At 70.8% G+C, this 16,420-nt stretch carries 10 protein-coding genes; 7 read left to right on the top strand and 3 right to left on the bottom strand.

Annotation, left to right across the window (positions count from 1 at the left end; translation table 11 throughout):
• Positions 1-19 precede the first annotated feature (19 nt).
• The 3 genes from ACTOWL_RS31665 to ggt all read left to right on the top strand — a co-directional run bounded on the left by ACTOWL_RS31665 (position 20) and on the right by ggt (position 4,168).
• Positions 20-871: a class I SAM-dependent methyltransferase gene (locus tag ACTOWL_RS31665; RefSeq protein WP_441325276.1), complete on the top strand. Its 852-nt coding sequence runs from the start codon at positions 20-22 to the stop codon at positions 869-871.
• Between the two features lie 108 nt (positions 872-979).
• Positions 980-2,224, top strand: coding sequence for a tyrosine--tRNA ligase (tyrS, locus tag ACTOWL_RS31670; protein ID WP_441325277.1), 1,245 nt, complete (start codon positions 980-982; stop codon positions 2,222-2,224).
• Positions 2,225-2,398: 174 nt separating this feature from the next.
• Positions 2,399-4,168 carry a gamma-glutamyltransferase gene (gene ggt, locus ACTOWL_RS31675; protein ID WP_441325278.1) on the top strand — a complete coding sequence of 590 codons (1,770 nt, stop codon included), beginning with the start codon at positions 2,399-2,401 and terminating at the stop codon, positions 4,166-4,168.
• Here ggt and ACTOWL_RS31680 read toward each other — a convergent pair whose 3' ends face one another.
• Positions 4,169-7,375 (bottom strand): YhdP family protein, encoded by a 3,207-nt coding sequence (locus ACTOWL_RS31680; protein WP_441325279.1) that lies wholly within the window; start codon positions 7,373-7,375, stop codon positions 4,169-4,171.
• Between the two features lie 80 nt (positions 7,376-7,455).
• Here ACTOWL_RS31680 and ACTOWL_RS31685 point away from each other — a divergent pair, with 80 nt between their 5' ends.
• Positions 7,456-10,437 (top strand): bifunctional [glutamine synthetase] adenylyltransferase/[glutamine synthetase]-adenylyl-L-tyrosine phosphorylase, encoded by a 2,982-nt coding sequence (locus ACTOWL_RS31685; protein ID WP_441325280.1) that lies wholly within the window; start codon positions 7,456-7,458, stop codon positions 10,435-10,437.
• Between the two features lie 10 nt (positions 10,438-10,447).
• Here ACTOWL_RS31685 and ACTOWL_RS31690 read toward each other — a convergent pair whose 3' ends face one another.
• Together ACTOWL_RS31690 and ACTOWL_RS31695 are read right to left on the bottom strand one after the other, a co-directional pair.
• A complete protein-coding gene (locus ACTOWL_RS31690) occupies positions 10,448-11,218 on the bottom strand; it encodes a hypothetical protein (RefSeq protein WP_441325281.1) in 771 nt (256 codons plus the stop codon).
• Positions 11,219-11,229: 11 nt separating this feature from the next.
• The gene (locus ACTOWL_RS31695) at positions 11,230-12,984 is read right to left on the bottom strand and encodes an OmpA family protein (RefSeq protein WP_441325282.1); all 1,755 of its coding nucleotides are present in this window, start codon (positions 12,982-12,984) and stop codon (positions 11,230-11,232) included.
• Positions 12,985-13,328: 344 nt separating this feature from the next.
• On the opposite strand from ACTOWL_RS31695, the gene ACTOWL_RS31700 reads away from it, so the two are divergent.
• The 3 genes from ACTOWL_RS31700 (at position 13,329) to ACTOWL_RS31710 (ending at position 16,381) form a co-directional block, all read left to right on the top strand.
• Positions 13,329-13,796 (top strand): peroxiredoxin, encoded by a 468-nt coding sequence (locus tag ACTOWL_RS31700; RefSeq protein WP_441325283.1) that lies wholly within the window; start codon positions 13,329-13,331, stop codon positions 13,794-13,796.
• Between the two features lie 356 nt (positions 13,797-14,152).
• On the top strand, positions 14,153-15,322 hold the full coding sequence (locus tag ACTOWL_RS31705) for a porin (RefSeq protein WP_441325284.1): 1,170 nt from the start codon (positions 14,153-14,155) through the stop codon (positions 15,320-15,322).
• A gap of 51 nt (positions 15,323-15,373) precedes the next feature.
• Positions 15,374-16,381 carry an OmpA family protein gene (locus ACTOWL_RS31710; RefSeq protein WP_441325285.1) on the top strand — a complete coding sequence of 336 codons (1,008 nt, stop codon included), beginning with the start codon at positions 15,374-15,376 and terminating at the stop codon, positions 16,379-16,381.
• Positions 16,382-16,420: the final 39 nt, after the last annotated feature.

Here is a 16,420-nt window from a genome sequence, read left to right on the forward strand (position 1 = left end):
CGGCCAGAGGGGATCTCGCATGGCGACGAATGAAGCCGAGACGCCGAACGCCGACCAGATCGCCTATTGGAACGAGGCCGGCGGGTCGGTCTGGGTCGAGATGCAGGACCGGTTCGATCAGATGACCGCGCCGTTCAGCCGGCGGGTGGTCGAGGCGTTGGCGCCGAAGGCAGGCGAACGGCTGCTCGACATCGGCTGCGGCAGCGGCGGCAGCACGCTGGATCTGGCGCGGCGCGTCGGCCCCGGCGGGCAGGTGCTCGGCGTCGACATCTCGGTCCCGATGCTCGACCTCGCCCGGCGCCGCGCCGCCGAGGCGGGCCTGGGCAATGTCCGCTTCGTCGAGGCCGATGCCCAGACCGCCCGCCTCGAGCCGCCCGGCTTCGACGGACTGTTCTCGCGCTTCGGAGTGATGTTCTTCGACGATCCGGCCACGGCGTTCAGCAATCTGTACGGCGCGCTGCGGCCGGGCGCCCGCCTCGCCTTCGTCTGCTGGCGCAGCATGGCCGAGAACGGCTGGGCGACGGTGCCGCTGGCCGCGGCGCTGCGCCACCTGCCGCCGCTGCCGCCCCCGGTTCCGGGCGCACCGGGCGCCTTCGCCTTCGCCGATCCCGACCGGATCCGCGGCATCCTCGGCCGCGCCGGCTTCTCCGGGATCGGGGTCACGGCCTTCGACACCAAGGCCGGCGTCGGCGACCTGGACCAGACCCTCGCCCTGGTGCTGCGCAGCGGCCCGGTCGGCGCCCTGCTGCGCGAGCACGAGGACAAGCGCGACACCGTCGCCGCCGCGGTGCGCGAGGCGCTGGCACCGCACCAGACCGCCGACGGCGTGCTGCTGGACACGGCCGCCTGGATCGTCACCGCCACGGCGTGATCCGCCGCGCCGGGGAAGTTCGGTTTGAGGCACGGGCGGCCCTCGTGCTACAGCCCTTCTCTGTCAGCCCGCTGACAGACATCACCTTCCGACAAGCAGTCGACGATCATGACCGGATTCCGCTCCGACTTCCTGCGCACCCTCGAAACGCGCGGCTTCATCCATCAGGCGACGGATGCCGAGGGCCTGGACGCCCTGGCGGCGAAGGGTTCGGTCACCGGCTATATCGGCTTCGACGCCACGGCGGACAGCCTGCATGTCGGCAGCCTGGTCCAGATCATGCTGCTGCGCTGGCTGCAGAAGACCGGCGGCCGGCCGATCGCGCTGATGGGCGGCGGCACCACCAAGATCGGCGACCCGACCTTCCGCGACGACGCGCGGCCGCTGCTCGACGATGCCACGATCAACGGCAACATCGCCTCGATCCGGACCGTTTTCGCCAAGTTCCTCGACTTCGGGAGCGGCGCGATCATGGCCAACAACGCCGATTGGCTGGACGAGCTGGCCTACATCCCGTTCCTGCGTGAGATCGGCAGCCATTTCACCATCAACCGTATGCTGAGCTTCGATTCGGTGAAGCTGCGGCTGGAGCGCGAGCAGCCGCTGACCTTCCTCGAATTCAACTACATGATCCTGCAGGGCTACGACTTCCTGGAGCTGTCGCGGCGGCACGGCTGCGTGCTGCAGATGGGCGGATCGGACCAGTGGGGCAACATCGTCAACGGCATCGACCTGACGCGGCGGCTGGCGGGGCGTGAGGTCTACGGCCTGACCTCGCCGCTGCTGACCACCGCCTCCGGCGCCAAGATGGGCAAGACCGCGGCCGGGGCCGTCTGGCTGAACGAGGAGCGGCTGCCGGTCTACGACTACTGGCAGTACTGGCGGAACACCGAGGACGCCGATGTCGGCCGGTTCCTGAAGCTGTTCACCGAGCTGCCGCTGGACGAGATCGAGCGGCTCGCGGCGCTGGGCGGGGCCGAGATCAACGAGGCCAAGAAGATCCTGGCGACCGAGGCGACCGCGCTGCTGCACGGCCGCGACAAGGCCGAGGCGGCGGCCGAAACCGCGCGCCAGGCCTTCGAGCAGGGCGTGTCGGCCGAGGGCCTGCCCTCGATCGAGGTGCCGCAGGCCGAGCTGGCGGCCGGCATCCAGGCCTTCCGGCTGTTCGCCCGGGCCGGCCTCGCCGCCTCGAACGGCGAGGCGCGGCGGCTGATCCAGGGCGGCGGCGGCCGCGTCAACGACGCCGCCATCGCCGATCCGGAGCAGCCGATCGGCGACCGCGACATCGGCGCCGACGGCGTGATCAAGCTGTCCGCCGGCCGCAAGAAGCACGCGCTGGTGCGGCCGGCCTGAGGGCCGGCGCTCACCCCTTGACCCGCAGGCTCTCCGGGCCTTCTCCCCGAAGCGGGAGGCCTGGGCGGTCTCGTCCAGATGAGCCGTTGCGGCAGCCCGCGATCAGGGTGCAGCATTCCTCCTGAGTCCCACGCTGCCGCAACGGCGCGGGCGAGTCACGACAGGAGGGGCATGATGATCCGGCATGCAGTGGCATGGTTGGCGCTGGCGGCCTGCGCGCTGGGCGCGGCCGGGGGCTGGGCGGCATCACCCCCCGCGGTCGAGGCGCCGGACGGCATGGTGGTGTCGTCGCAGCATCTCGCCTCCGACGCCGGGGCCGAGATCCTGCGGGCCGGCGGCAGCGCCGTCGACGCCGCGGTCGCCACCGGCTACGCCCAGGCGGTCACCAACCCCTGCTGCGCCAATATCGGCGGCGGCGGCTTCATGGTCATCCACCTGGCCAAGGAGAACCGCGACACCTTCATCAACTTCCGCGAGATGGCGCCGGCAGCCGCGACCAAGACGATGTATCTCGACGCCGCCGGCAACCCGGTCAAGGGCGCCAGCCTGTACGGCTACCTCGCCGTCGGCGTGCCCGGCAGCGTGCTGGGCCTCGACACGGCGCTGCAGCGCTACGGCACCCTGCCGCGCGAGCAGGTGATGGCGCCGGCCATCAAGCTGGCGCGCGAGGGCTTCATCCTGACCCGCGGCGACACCGACATCCTCGACGCCGGCGCCAAGCTGCTGAAGCAGGACCCGGTGGCGGCGAGGATCTTCTTCCGCCCCGACGGCTCGGCGTTCAAGCCGGGCGACCGGCTGGTGCAGACGGACTTGGCCGACACGCTGGAGGCGATCGCCAAGGGCGGGCCGGACGCGTTCTACAAGGGCGCGACGGCGCAGAAGGTCGCGGCGGCGATGAAGGCCGGCGGCGGCATCATGACCGCGCAGGACTTCGCCGCCTACACCGTGACCGAGACGGCGCCGGTGACCTGCAGCTATCGCGGCTACGTCTTCGTGTCCTCGCCGCCGCCCTCCTCCGGCGGCACGACGATGTGCGAGATCCTGAACATCCTGGAGGGCTACGACCTGAAGGCGCTGGGCTGGCATTCCGCCGCCGGGGTGCATCTGATGGTCGAGGCGATGCGCCACGCCTATATGGACCGCAACACCTATCTCGGCGACCCGGCCTTCGTGAACAACCCGCTGGACCGGCTGCTGAGCAAGGACTACGCGGCCCAGATCCGGACGAAGATCCTGCCGGACAAGGCGACCCCGTCGAAGGAGGTGCAGCCCGGCGTGCCGCCGCATGAGAAGACCGAGACCACCCATTATTCGGTGGTCGACAAGGACGGCAACGCGGTGTCGGTGACCTACACCATCAACGGCCTGTTCGGCGCCGGAGTGATCGCGCCCGGCACCGGCTTCCTGCTGAACGACGAGATGGACGACTTCACGTCCAAGCCCGGCGTGCCGAACCTGTTCGGCCTGGTGCAGGGCGAGGCCAACGCCATCGCGCCGGGCAAGCGGCCCCTGTCCTCGATGGCGCCGACGCTGGTGACCCGGGACGGCGAGATCGTGCTGGTGCTGGGCAGCCCCGGCGGGGCGCGCATCATCACCATCACCCTGCAGGCGGCGCTCAACATGATCGATTTCGGCATGCACCCGCAGGAGGCGGTGGACGCGCCGCGCATCCACCACCAGTGGCTGCCGGACGAGGTCTATGCCGAGCCGTATTCCCTGTCGCCCGACACGGTGAAGCTGTTGGAGCAGATGGGCCACAAGGTGACGGTGCAGTCGCCCTGGGGCGCCGCCGAGCTGATCGCGCTGCAGCCCTCAGCCGTCGCCGCCGGATCCGGCGCTGCCTCCTCCGGCAACGACCGGGCCTTCGGCGGCAAGATGCTCCCCGGCTTCGTCTACGGCGCCAACGACAACCGCCGGCCGGCCGGGCTGGCGGTGGGCGAATAGCTACCGGCCGCCGCTGCGGTCGCGCGGCGGCCGTGGCGGCTGCGGCGGGGAGGCCTGACGCGGCGCGCCGTCCGAGGCGGAGGGCGTCTCCTCGAAGAACAGGCGCCGCAGGAATCCGGGGGCCAGCACCGACAGCGGGTTGACCGAGACCGAGGGGTCGGCGAAGGAGCCGCGGATCGTATAGGTGAAGGCGAACAGCCCGCCGCCCTCGCCGCCGGTCAGGATGTCGCCGATCAGCGGGATCGAGCTGATCACGCTGTTGATGTGGTAGATCGGCACGATGGTGCCGGCGAGGTCGATGGTCTCGGCCCTGAGATCGATCAACCCGTCGAAGCCCAGGCCGAGGTCGCCGCCGGCCCCCCGCCCCTGCTTCAGCGTGATCCGCCGCTGCGCCGCGGCGTAGGTGAAGTCGGCGTCCAGCCGGTTGAAGGTCAGCCCGCTGGTGCCGAACAGGTCCTGCAGGCCGGAGGGCGAGGTGGCGGCGAGCAGCCGCGCCATGCCCGGCGCCTGGCCCAGCACGAAGTTGCGGGCATCGAACTGGCCCTCGATCGCGCCGGTGACACCGTTGCGGGTGCCGGTGGCCAGCAGGCTGCCGCCGGTGATGTTGTCGGCGATGTCGAAGATGCGCAACGTCTCGCCCGCATCCTCGCTGCGCACCGTCAGGATCTGGCGGTCCGGCTGGCCCTGCTGCGGCGTCAGGCGCAGGTCGATCGGGCGCCCGCCCGGCAGCTGCGCCGCCAGGGTGACGTCCTGCAGGTTGGTGGTGCGGCCGATCGCCCGGCCGTGCACCGCCTTGAGCGAGCGGTTGTCGCCGAAGGACAGCTCGCCGACATCGAAGGTGGCGTCGATCCGCGGCCCGGGGGCCGGATCGGCGGCAGTGCCGGAGTCGGAGGCCTTGCCCTGCGCGGCGCGGCGCTGCTCCAGGAGGCCCGAGACGTCGAGACGCGAGCCGGTGAGCGCCAGGCGGTAGTTGTCCGGCCCCAGCACCTCGACCTGGCCCTTGACGTCGTTCGGCCCCTGCCGGAACGAGGCGATGCTGAGCTGCGCCAGCGACCCGTCGCGGGCGAAGTCGGCGCTGCCGGAGGCGGTGATGTCGCCGCCCGAGACGCTGAACTGCGAGACCTTGCTGACTCGTTCTCCGGCCAGGGCCAGGCTGACCGTCGCATCGGCCCTGCCGCCCGTCGGCTTGACCCAGCCGATCGGGTCGATCGCGATCCGGGCGTCGGTCAGGTCGAGCTTGGCGTCGAGCGTCGCCGCCCCGCCGGAGCGCTTGGCGAAATCGAGATCGGCGCCGATGGTGCCGTCGACCGGCCCGACCTCCGGGATCTTCAGCGCCTCCCGCGCCGCCGGGGTCAGGGTGGCCTGGGCCGAGACCCTGGTCTGCACCGCCGAATCGTCGAACGCCTCGCGCCAGGAGAAGGCGACCGGCACGGTGTTGAGCTGGGCCTTGCCCGTCAGCGTCATGCCCGACTTGTCGAGCGCCAGCCTGGCGTCGGCGCCGGCCAGATCGTAGCCCGGCTTGACGGCGGCGATGCCGACATTGTCGAGCGCGCCCTCCACCCCCATGCGGACCGCCTCGAACGGCAGGTCGGCGAGCAGCGAGAAGCCGAAGCGCAGCCGGGCCGTCGCCCGGCCGGACATGCGGTCCGGCACCAGCCCGACCCTCTTAGCGTAGCCGAGCCGCGGCAGGTCGAGCACCGACATGATCGTCTTCACCGGCCCCTCGACCCGGGCGTCGATGTCGATCACCTGGTCGTGCAGGTCGAGCCCGGTGATGGTGATGTCGGAGGGCTGCAGCGCGAGGTCCTGCAGATGGCCGCCGGCGGTGGCGATGCGCATGGTCGACTGGTTGAAGCTGGCCGCGGCGTTGAGGCCGATGATCGGCGGCAGCCCGTCGAAATAATGCACCGTCATGCCGCGCGCCTGCATCGTGCCGTCGGCCGTGACCAGGGTCACCGCTTCCGGATCGGTGACCGGCGACCGGGCGTGCAGGCTGAACTCGGTGCGGTCGATCGTGCCGTCATGCAGGTTGGCGGTGATCCAGCTTCGGGCGCCGCTGGGCACGCCCGGCGGCCACAGGCTGTCCAGCAGGTCGACCGGCAGGTCGGTGACGGTCCCGGCCGTGATCGCCTCGATCGTGTCGCCGACCGCGTCGACCTGGCCGGACAGCGAGATCTTCGGTCCGCCGAGATCGATGCTGAAATCGTCGAGCGTCAGGCGCCGCTTCGGCAGGTCGACCGACCCCGACAGGCTGGTCCGGGCGACGCTGAGCGGCGCGGTCCACAGGGGCGCCAGCTTCAGCCGGGTCTCGACGCTGGTCAGCGAGAACCGGCCGGTCGTCGGCTGGAAGCGGGAATCGAAATCGACCTCGAGCCGGCCGGACACCGGGCTCTCGATCGCCTCCAGCGGCGCCAGCACCGGCGAGATCCGGGTCAGCGCCGCCGGGATGACATTGGCGAAGGTGACCGTCGCGCTGCCGCTGCGGCTGGCCCGCTGATAGCGGATCTCGCCGCCGAACTGGGCCGTCCGGTCGCCGGAGATGACCGAGAGCGCTGCCTGGCCGTCGACGCCGGTCGCAGTGCGGCGGAGGTCGGCCGAGGCCCTGGGCGCGATCCAGCTGCGCCCCAGCATGCGGTCGTCGATGCGGACACTGCCGTCGACCAGCGTCAGCCGGGTCAGCGAGGCGATCGGGCTGTCCTCGCTGCCGAGCCGGGCGTCGAGCGCCGCCAGCAGGTCCTTGACCACGTCGCGGGTCGGCGCCCCTTCGGCCGGCGTCGACACCCCGTCCTCCCCGGCCTCGCCGCCGCCGAGCCCGAAGCTGAACTCCCCGGCTTCCGTCCGGGTCACCCGCAGATGCGGCCGGATCAGGTCGATCCGCAGCGGCGCCACCACCCCGCGCAGCAGCTTCGGCATGCTGACATCGGCCGTCCCTTCCGGGGTGAACGCGATCAGCGTCCCGTCCCGCTGCCGCACCCGCACGTCGCGGGCGGCCAGCACCGCCGGCCGGTCGAACCCCTCCCAGCGCAGCGACAGCGCGCCGATCTCGACCGTGGCGTTGCGGTCGGCGAGGGCCTGCTCGACATAGGGGGTCAGGAAATCGATCTCCAGCGGCCCGGTGGACAGCCGCCACGCCAGCACGACGGCGGCGAGGGCGAAGCCGGCAACCGCCAGCCCGACGATCTCGGCCAGGATCTTCAGCGCCCTCATCCCGAACGTTTCACCCTCGCTTGACCCATCCCCGCGGGACCCCGATGCTGCGCCCGCACCTTAGGCACATGGACAGCGCGATGCCACGTTACGAAGCCGCATTGGCTGATGCCGTCTGGCCCCGCGCGGGCGATCCCGACCGTGCCCGGCGCGGAGTCGAACGGTGGCTTGAACGCGCGACCGAGCAATCCGATCCCGAGCTTCGCGATTTTGCCGTGGCGCTGCCCGCCGAGCCGAAGGGGCGCGCGCTGCTGGAGGCCGTGTTCGGCGGCAGCCCCTACCTGACCGAGCTGGCGCTGAAGACCCCGGCGACGGTCCGGCGCTTCCTCGCCGACGGACCGGATGCCGCGGTCGCCGCCGAGCTGGCGGCCCTGCGCGCCGACACCGCCGCCGAGACCGACACCACCCGGCTGATGCAGGCGTTCCGGCTGGCCAAGCGGCGCATCGCCCTCTTGATCGCGCTGGCCGATATCGGCGGGCAGTGGCCGCTGGAGCGGGTGACCGGCGCCCTCACCGACCTCGCCGAAGCCACCCTCGACCTGGCCGTCGCCCATCTCCTGGCCCGCGCCGCGGCGCGCGGGCTGCTGCGCCCCGAGGCGGTGGCGGCGCCGGACGCGTCCGGGCTGATCGTGCTGGGCATGGGCAAGCTGGGCGCGCGCGAGCTGAACTATTCCAGCGATGTCGACCTGATCATCCTCTACGACGCCGACAAGGTGCCGACCGACCGGCCGGACGACCTGGGCCAGACCTTCACCCGGATGGCCCGCGACCTGGTGCGGATCATGGAGGAGCGGACGGTCGACGGCTATGTGTTCCGCACCGATCTGCGGCTGCGGCCCGATCCCGGCGCGACGCCGCCGGCGGTGTCGCTGGCGGCGGCCGAGAGCTACTATACCAGCCTGGCGCAGAACTGGGAGCGCGCGGCGATGATCAAGGCCCGGCCGGTGGCGGGCGACCGTGCCGCCGGCGACGCCTTCCTCGACTTCCTGACCCCCTTCATCTGGCGCCGCAACCTCGACTTCGCGGCGATCCAGGACATCCACGCGATCAAGCGGCAGATCAACCACCATCACGGCCATGGCGCGGTCGCCATCGAGGGCCACGACCTGAAGCTCGGCCGCGGCGGCATCCGCGAGATCGAGTTCTTCGTGCAAATGCAGCAGCTGATCTTCGGCGGCCGCGAGCCGAAGCTGCGCCTGCGCGGCACGGTGGCCGGGCTGGACACGCTGGCCGAGGCCGGTCGGGTCGACCGCGGCACCGCCGTCAGCCTGGCCGAATGCTACCGCTTCCTGCGCCGGGTCGAGCACCGCATCCAGATGCTGGAGGACCACCAGACCCATGCGCTGCCGGAGGATCCGCGCGAGGTCGACGTGCTCGGCCGCTTCCTCGGCTTCCCGGACCCGGCGTCGTTCCGCACCACGCTGACCGACACGCTGCGGCTGGTCGAGAGCCGCTATGCCGAGCTGTTCCAGGAGGACCGGCCGCCCGAGGGAGCCGTCACCCTGGTCTTCGCCGGCGTCGACGACCATCCCGGCACGGTCGAGACGCTGCAGCGCCTGGGCTTCGCCCGGCCGCCGGAGACGATCGCGGTGGTGCGCGGCTGGCTGCACGGCCGCTACCGGGCCCTGCGCAGCGAGCGGGCGCGCGGCCTGATCACCGGGCTGGTGCCGCGGCTGCTGGCGATCGTCGGCGGCACCGCCGACCCCGACGCCACGCTGCAGCGGCTGGACGGGTTCCTGGCCCGGCTGCCAGCCGGCGTCCAACTCTTCTCCTTGTTTAATGTCAACCCAGATCTCCTTGATCTACTTGTCGATATACTCGGTTTCGGCGGCCGGATCGCGGATTATCTGACGGCCCATGCCGGCCAGCTCGAGGCGGTGCTGGCGCCGGGCTTCTTCAGCAACCTGCCGGGGCGCGAGCGGCTGCGGGAGCGGCTGGCGGCGGAGCTGGCCACGGCGCGCGACTTCGAGGACATGCTCGACGTGCTGCGGCGCTGGACCAACGACCAGCGCTTCCGCGCCGCGGTGCACATCCTGCGCCGCCTGTCCGAGACGCCGACCTGCGCCGCCTTCCTGTCCGACGTCACCGAGGTGGCGCTGCAGGCCCTGGTGCCGCGGGTGGAGGCGGAGTTCGCACGGCGGCACGGCCGCTTCCCGGAAGGCGGGCTGGCCCTCCTCGCCCTGGGCAAGCTCGGCGGGCGCGAGATGACCATCCGCTCCGACCTCGACCTGATCATGATCCACGACGCCGGCGCCGACCAGATGTCGGACGGCGAGAAGCCGATCGGGCCGATGGTCTACTACACCCGGCTGATCCAGCGCCTGGTCTCGGCGATCACCGCGCCGACGGCGCAGGGCGCACTGTTCGAGGTCGACATGCGCCTTAGGCCATCCGGCAATGCCGGGCCGCTGGCGACCAGCCTGGAGGCCTTCAGCACCTATCAGCGCGGCGACGCCTGGACCTGGGAGCACATGGCCCTGACCCGGGCCCGGGTGATCCACGCCGACGGCCCGTTGCGCGAGCGGATCGAGGCCGAGATCCGCTCGCTGCTGGGCCTGCCCCACGACCCGGACAAGCTGCGCCGCGACATCGCCGAGATGCGCGGCCGGATGGCGCGCCAGCGCGACACCGGCGACATCTGGAACATCAAGCATTTCCGCGGCGGGCTGGTCGATGTCGAGTTCATCGCCCAGTACCTGCAGCTGCGGCACGCCGCCGACCATCCGGAGATCCTGCACCAGGCCACCGCCGAGGTGCTGCGCCGGGCCGCGGCCGCCGGCCTGCTGCCCGATGCCGAGGCCTTGCTGCGGGCGTTGGCGACCTGGCAGCGGGTGCAGGCCTTCCTGCGCTTCGCCGTCGAGGACAAGTTCGATCCGGCCGAGGCCTCCGACGCCATGATCCGCGGCCTGCTGCGCGCCGTGGCCGAGGATGCCGCCGCCGACCCGCCGGAGGATCTCGACGCCGCCGCGGCGGGAATGCGGCGCCAAGCGGCCGAGGTGATGGCCGTGTTCGACCGGCTGATCGGGCCGCCCCCGCCGCGGGAGGACGCGGCCGAGGGCTAGCGGCCCGCCCTCAGCCGGGCTTGTCGATGTTCCGCCGGCCCTTGCTGCCGTCGTCTTTCGAGCTCTCGACCAGGCCGGCATCAACCCGCTTCGAGAACGCGGTCTCCACCCCCTGGGCCAGCTGCTTCGCCTGACTGACCCAGTCCTCGCGCTCGATCCGGCCGGGAAAGGCCAGGAATGCGCCGACCCAATCGACATTGGCCTGGGTCCAGGCCGCGATCTGGTCGAAATGCCAGATTCCGAGCCCGTGCAGGCGGCCCTCGTTCTGCGGGCCGATGCCCTTGATGCGCTTGAGATCATCGGCCTTGCCCCCGCGTGGACCGGCCAAGCCGACGGGCCTGGCTCCGGGATGGCCGTCCTCCCCAACCGGCGCGGCGACCGCCGTCGCGGCCGGGGCGATCGGCGTGACCGTTGCGCGCGGGGCGGCGGTGATCGGCGTGACCGTTGCCAGGGCTGGCGCGGTCGTGACCGGTTCGGCAGCGGGCTCGGCCGGCCTCTCCTCGCCCCCCAGCCGGCCGCGCAGCCAGGCGCCGACGACGCAGCCGGCGAGATAGGCGACGAAGAACAGCAGCGCCGTCTCCAGCAGCAGGCCGCTGCGGCCGCCGAACCAGCGCAGCAGGGCGACCGCCAGGCCGATCAGCCAGACCGCGCAACCCCATTTCAGCCAGCCCGGCAGCCAGGGCTCGTCGGCCCGCCGCTCCCAGGACAGCCAGCCGATGACCGCCCCGAGCACGAGGGCGAGGAGGGTCCAGAGCCAGTAGGTCTCGATCAGGTAGATCATGGTCCCCTCCCTCAGTTCACGAGAAAGTCGATCCGGCGGTTCTGGGCCCTGCCCTCCTCCGTGTCATTCGACGCGATCGGGCGGGCGCTGCCGTAGCCGATGGCGGTCAAGCGGACCACGGCGACGCCGGCCGTCTCCAGATAGCCGACCACCGCCTCGGCCCGCTTCCGGGACAGGTCGAGATTGGCCGCGGCATCGCCGGAGGCATCGGTGTGGCCGGAGATCTCGATCCGCGCCTCCGGGCAGCGCTGGGCGACGACCACGAGGTTGTCCAGCAGCCCGGCGGACTCTTGGGAGATCGTCGCCTTGCCGGTGTCGAACAGGATCGTGCCCTTGGCCAGGAGCGTGCTGAACAGGTCCTGGCAGGCGGCGGCGTCCACCGCCGGCTCCGGCGGCTTCACCGCAATCCAGGCATCGGCCGTGTAGCGGCCCGGCAGCGCCGCCGCGAAGGCGCCCTGGATGTCGACCACGGCCTTCTCGTACAGCGCTTGGCCGGACAGCTTGGCGTCGGTGCCGGTGAGGGACAGCGTGCCCTGGGCCAGGCGCGAGAGCGGACCAAGCCCGGCCAGCACCGCATCGGCGAAGCCCTCCGGCGCGCCGGCGCCGAGGGCGAGCTGGTCCTTGACCGTCTCGCCGAAGAACAGCCGCTGCGCCGCGTCCAGGATCCCTTGATGGGTCCGGTCGTCCGGAGCGTAGCCGGACAGGGTCAGGGCGCCGCCCGACTTCTCGGCGCTGAAGGTGTATGGCGAGATGATCGCCGGCGTGACATCGACCGAGGCCAGCTGGAAGCCCTGTGGCAGGCCGGACCGGATCGCCGCGGCGATCGCCGCGGCGGTCACCCCGGGCTTGCCGGAGCCGCTGACCGAGAGCCGGCCGTCGTCGAGCCCGGCCTTGCCGTCGGCCAGCAGCGCCAGCTGCGCCAGGCCGAGCTTCGCGGCGGCCAGGACATCGCCGGCCGGGGCGCCGCGGGCGACCTGCAGCCCGTCGACGATCCTGATCCCGGGGAAGGCCGCGGCCGCCGCGCCCGCCAGCTCGGCCCGCGCCGCCTCCGACGGCACCGCGCCGCCGAGGGTCAGGGTCCGGCCGTCATTCGCCGCGCTCCAGACATAGGGCTTCAGCTCGGGCGGCAGGATCTCCGCCTTGGCCAGGGTCACGCCGGCCGGCAGCGCTTTCGTCGCCGCCATCGCCGCCTGATAAGCCGCCGCGGTCGGCGCCTCGCCGGCGATCGAATAGCCGGCGTCGCTCAGGGCCACGCCGCCATTCGACAGCGCCACCGCCTGGGCGAGGCCATAGGCGGCCGCCGCGGCAAAGCTGCCGGGAGCGCCGGTCGCATAGGTCGCCTCGTCCCGGATCTCGACATCGGGAAACGCCGTCTTGGCCGCGGCCAGGATCGACGCCCGCGCCTCCGGCGTCGGGACGGTGCCGGACAGCACCAGCGCGGCGCCGTCGCGCTTCGCCGACCAGACGAAGGGCTGCGCCGCCGGGGGCGCCGTCGTGGCATCGCTGGCCAGCCGCACGCCGGGGGTCGCCTTCGCCGCGGCGACGGCTTTCGCGGTCCGCTCCGGCGAGAAGGTCAGCCCCGCCACGGCGACGTCGCGGCCGGCGACCTCGGCCCGCGGCGAATCGAGTGCCGTCGTCGCGGCGATCGCGGCGCCGGCGCGGCCCGCGAGGTCGCGCTCGACCGCCCCGGTCTCCAGCCAGTTGGCGAGCAGCCAGAGGACCAGAAGCAGGATCAGCCCAAGCCACCATGTTTTCGGCTGACTCATGTTGCTCCCCCATGTCGTGACCGGAACGGAGGTCCAAACGGAAGATGCGGCCCGGCTGCAACGACGCCCGTTCAAAAAAGGAGGCCAGGCCCGCGGCCAGGAAATCGGCACTCGACACTTGCACGCAAATGCTGGCTTGACGAAGAACAGTCACGATCCTGGTCACGACGACATCAACCGGACAATCAAACCGCTGCCGATACTTGCTCCATAGGATAGTATGCCGCACGGCACGGCCGTTCAAGGGCGCAGCAAAGCGGCCGCCCGGTCGCGGCGGGCCCTTGCCGAGACCATGGCCGCCGGTCTAGTCAACGGACCGGCGACCCCCGTCTGGAGTGATCCCCATGAGCGTCGAGATCGGCAAGCCCGCCCCGGACTTCACCCTGCCCAAGGCCGGCGGCGGGACAGTCTCGCTCTCCGCCCTGCGCGGCAAGAAGGTGATCGTCTACTTCTATCCGAAGGCCGACACCTCCGGCTGCACCAAGGAGGCCTGCGGCTTCAATGACGCGCTGCCGGAGTTCGAGGGCGTCGACGCCGCGATCATCGGCATCTCCAAGGACCCGGTGCCGGCGCTGAACAAGTTCGCAGCGAAATACAGCCTGACCTTCACCCTGGCTTCGGCCAAGGACGACGACACAGTCGAGCGCTACGGCGCCTGGGTCGAGAAGTCGATGTACGGCCGCAAGTACATGGGCATCGACCGGTCGACGGTGCTGGTCGACGAGCAGGGCATCGTCCGCGGCCTGTGGCGCGGCGTGCGGGTGCCCGGCCATGTCGAGGCGGTGCTGGCCGCGGCGCAGGGCCGGAGCTAGCCGTCAGGCCCACCCTCCTCCCGCCCGGCACCGCCGCGGTCCGGCGGTGCCGATTCTCCCTTCGCCGGCGTCCGGCCGCCGCGGCTGGTCCGGCGCGGCAAGGCATCGCCTTTGCCCCGGACATATTGGGACACGAAGGGATTCGCTCGGAAACGCCAACCACACCAAGAAATACTGTTTGCACTTTATTGCATTTATTCATTGTATATTTGATACACGCTTTTGGAAACTCATCGTTTTCCAAATATTCGTATGACCTTCTTGAAATACCCCTCCTATTCATTTGACGCTCTCAACTAGAGAGCGGCTGCCAGACCATTCGGCTGGGGGCCGATCGGCACTTGCCAGGAGGGGACATGAGGAAGGTATTTTTGGGCGGGACGGCCCTCGCCGTCGCGGCAGCGGTCGCCGTGCCGGCGATGGCCGCCGATGCGGATGTGACATCCGGTCTGCAGTTGAAGATCAGCGGCTTCGTCGCGGCGGAAGCCGGCCTGCTGATCAGCTCGGCCAATGACGGACAGTCCCGCGACTACGACTTCAACACCAACGGCCGACTGCAGTTCGACGTCAAGAACGTCACCGACAGCGGGCTCGAATACGGCGCCCGCATCCGGATGAACAACGTCAACCGGGACCAGGACGTCACCGTCGACCGCGAATACCTCTATGTGAAGGGCGGCTTCGGCACGCTGTCCTTCGGCGACCAGCCGCAGACCGCCGGCGACTTCGGCTACTTCTTCGCGCCGGACACGATCCTGAACGCGCAGGGCGGTTACGGCGACAATGTCGACGGCAACTACCGCTACGGCGGCGGCAACTTCTTCTCGCTCGACCCGACCTACCAGTCGGGCCTGGATAAGAGCACCAGCATCAAATACGCCTCGCCGAACATCGGCGGCCTGATCTTCGGGGTCACCTTCACCCCGGTGATCGGCGCCGACACCAGCACCAGCAGCGGCCCGACCGGGCGCGCCGACCTGTCCGACGACGACCAGATCTACGAGAACGCGATCAGCGCCGGGCTGGGCTACGAAGACACGCTGGACGGCACCAGCGTCAAGATCCGCGGCACCGCGTCCCAGGCCAACGGCATCGACGGCTACCACGACCTCGAGACCTACAGCCTCGGCGCCGAGATCGCGAGCGGCGACGTCGATGCCAGCCTGGTCTGGGTCGGCACGCCGAGCGGCTTCGGCTCCGGCCAGACCGACAAGGACTTCAACACGGTCGCGGCCGGCCTCGGCTACAGCCTGGGCGCGGTCCATTTCGGCCTCGGCTACGCCTACACCTGGGCCCAGAAGAACAACGACCTGGGCCAGGACCTGACGGACGGCAAGGACCTGAAGGACAACCATGTCGCCGCCGCCACGGTCAGCTACACCCTGGCGCCGGGCCTGAACACCTATGCCGAGGTCGTCTACGAGATCCAGACCTTCCGCAAGAAGGACGTGGACGACGACTATGTGAAGCAGAGCACCAGCTGGGAGCAGACCACGCTCCTGACCGGGATCTCGGTCGCGTTCTGATCCGTCGCGACGACAGACCCATCCCTTTCCGAACCAAGCTTGAGGACAGATATGAGCAGACGCTTGATGCACGGCGTCGCCGCTGCCGCCATCCTGGCGGCGGCACCGGCGATGGCCCAGCAGGCGACCGGCGTGTATGTCGGCGCCGGCGCCGGCGCGAACATCCTGCAGGACAACGACTTCAGCGTGAAGGGCAGCGGCGCGAACCGCTCCGCCAGCTACGATCCCGGTCCCGCGGGCAACATCTATCTCGGCTATGACTGGGGATCGTTCCGCGCGGATGCCGAGATCAGCCTGCGCAGCAACGATGTCGACAGCGTCAAGAGCAGTTCCGGCACGATCGCCACGAACGGCCATCAGCGCACCATCGGCATCATGGCCAACGGCTACTACGATTTCGAGTTCGGCTCGCCGATCGTCCCCTATATTGGCGCCGGCGTCGGCGTCGCCATGATCAACCAGCAGTGGAAGGCCGGCGGCACCACCTTCTCCGACTTCGACACGGCCTTCGCCTATCAGGGCATCGCCGGCGTGTCCTACAGCTTCGCGCCGAACATGGCCGCGACCGTCGAGTACCGCTACCTCGGCACCACCGCGGCGACGTTCAGCGACGGCGGCGTCTCGGTCAAAGCCGACAGCACCGGCAACCACACGGTCCTGGTCGGCCTGCGCTACACCTTCGGCGCCGATGAGGCGCCCGTGCCGCAGGAGGTCGCGCAGATCTCCCAGGCCCGCAGCTACCTCGTCTTCTTCGACTTCGACAGCTCGAAGCTGACGCCGGAGGCTAGGCAGATCGTGGCGTCCGCCGCGGCCGACGCCCTGCAGGGCAACAGCGCCCGGATCGACGTCACCGGCCACACCGATCGGTCCGGCTCCGACAAGTACAACCAGGCGCTGTCGACCCGGCGGGCCGAGGCGGTGCGCCGCGAGCTGGTGGCCGACGGCGTCGCCGACGGCCTGATCGTCACCCGCGGCGTCGGCGAGGCCGACCCGCTGATCCCGACCGCCGACGGTGTGCGTGAGCCGCAGAACCGCCGGGTCGAGATCGTCCTGAACTGAGCGACGCCATGGGCGTGGCTGGAGGCCCCGGCCACGCCC

The sequence above is a fragment of the Inquilinus sp. CA228 genome (assembly GCF_052078665.1).
Taxonomy (GTDB): domain Bacteria; phylum Pseudomonadota; class Alphaproteobacteria; order DSM-16000; family Inquilinaceae; genus Inquilinus.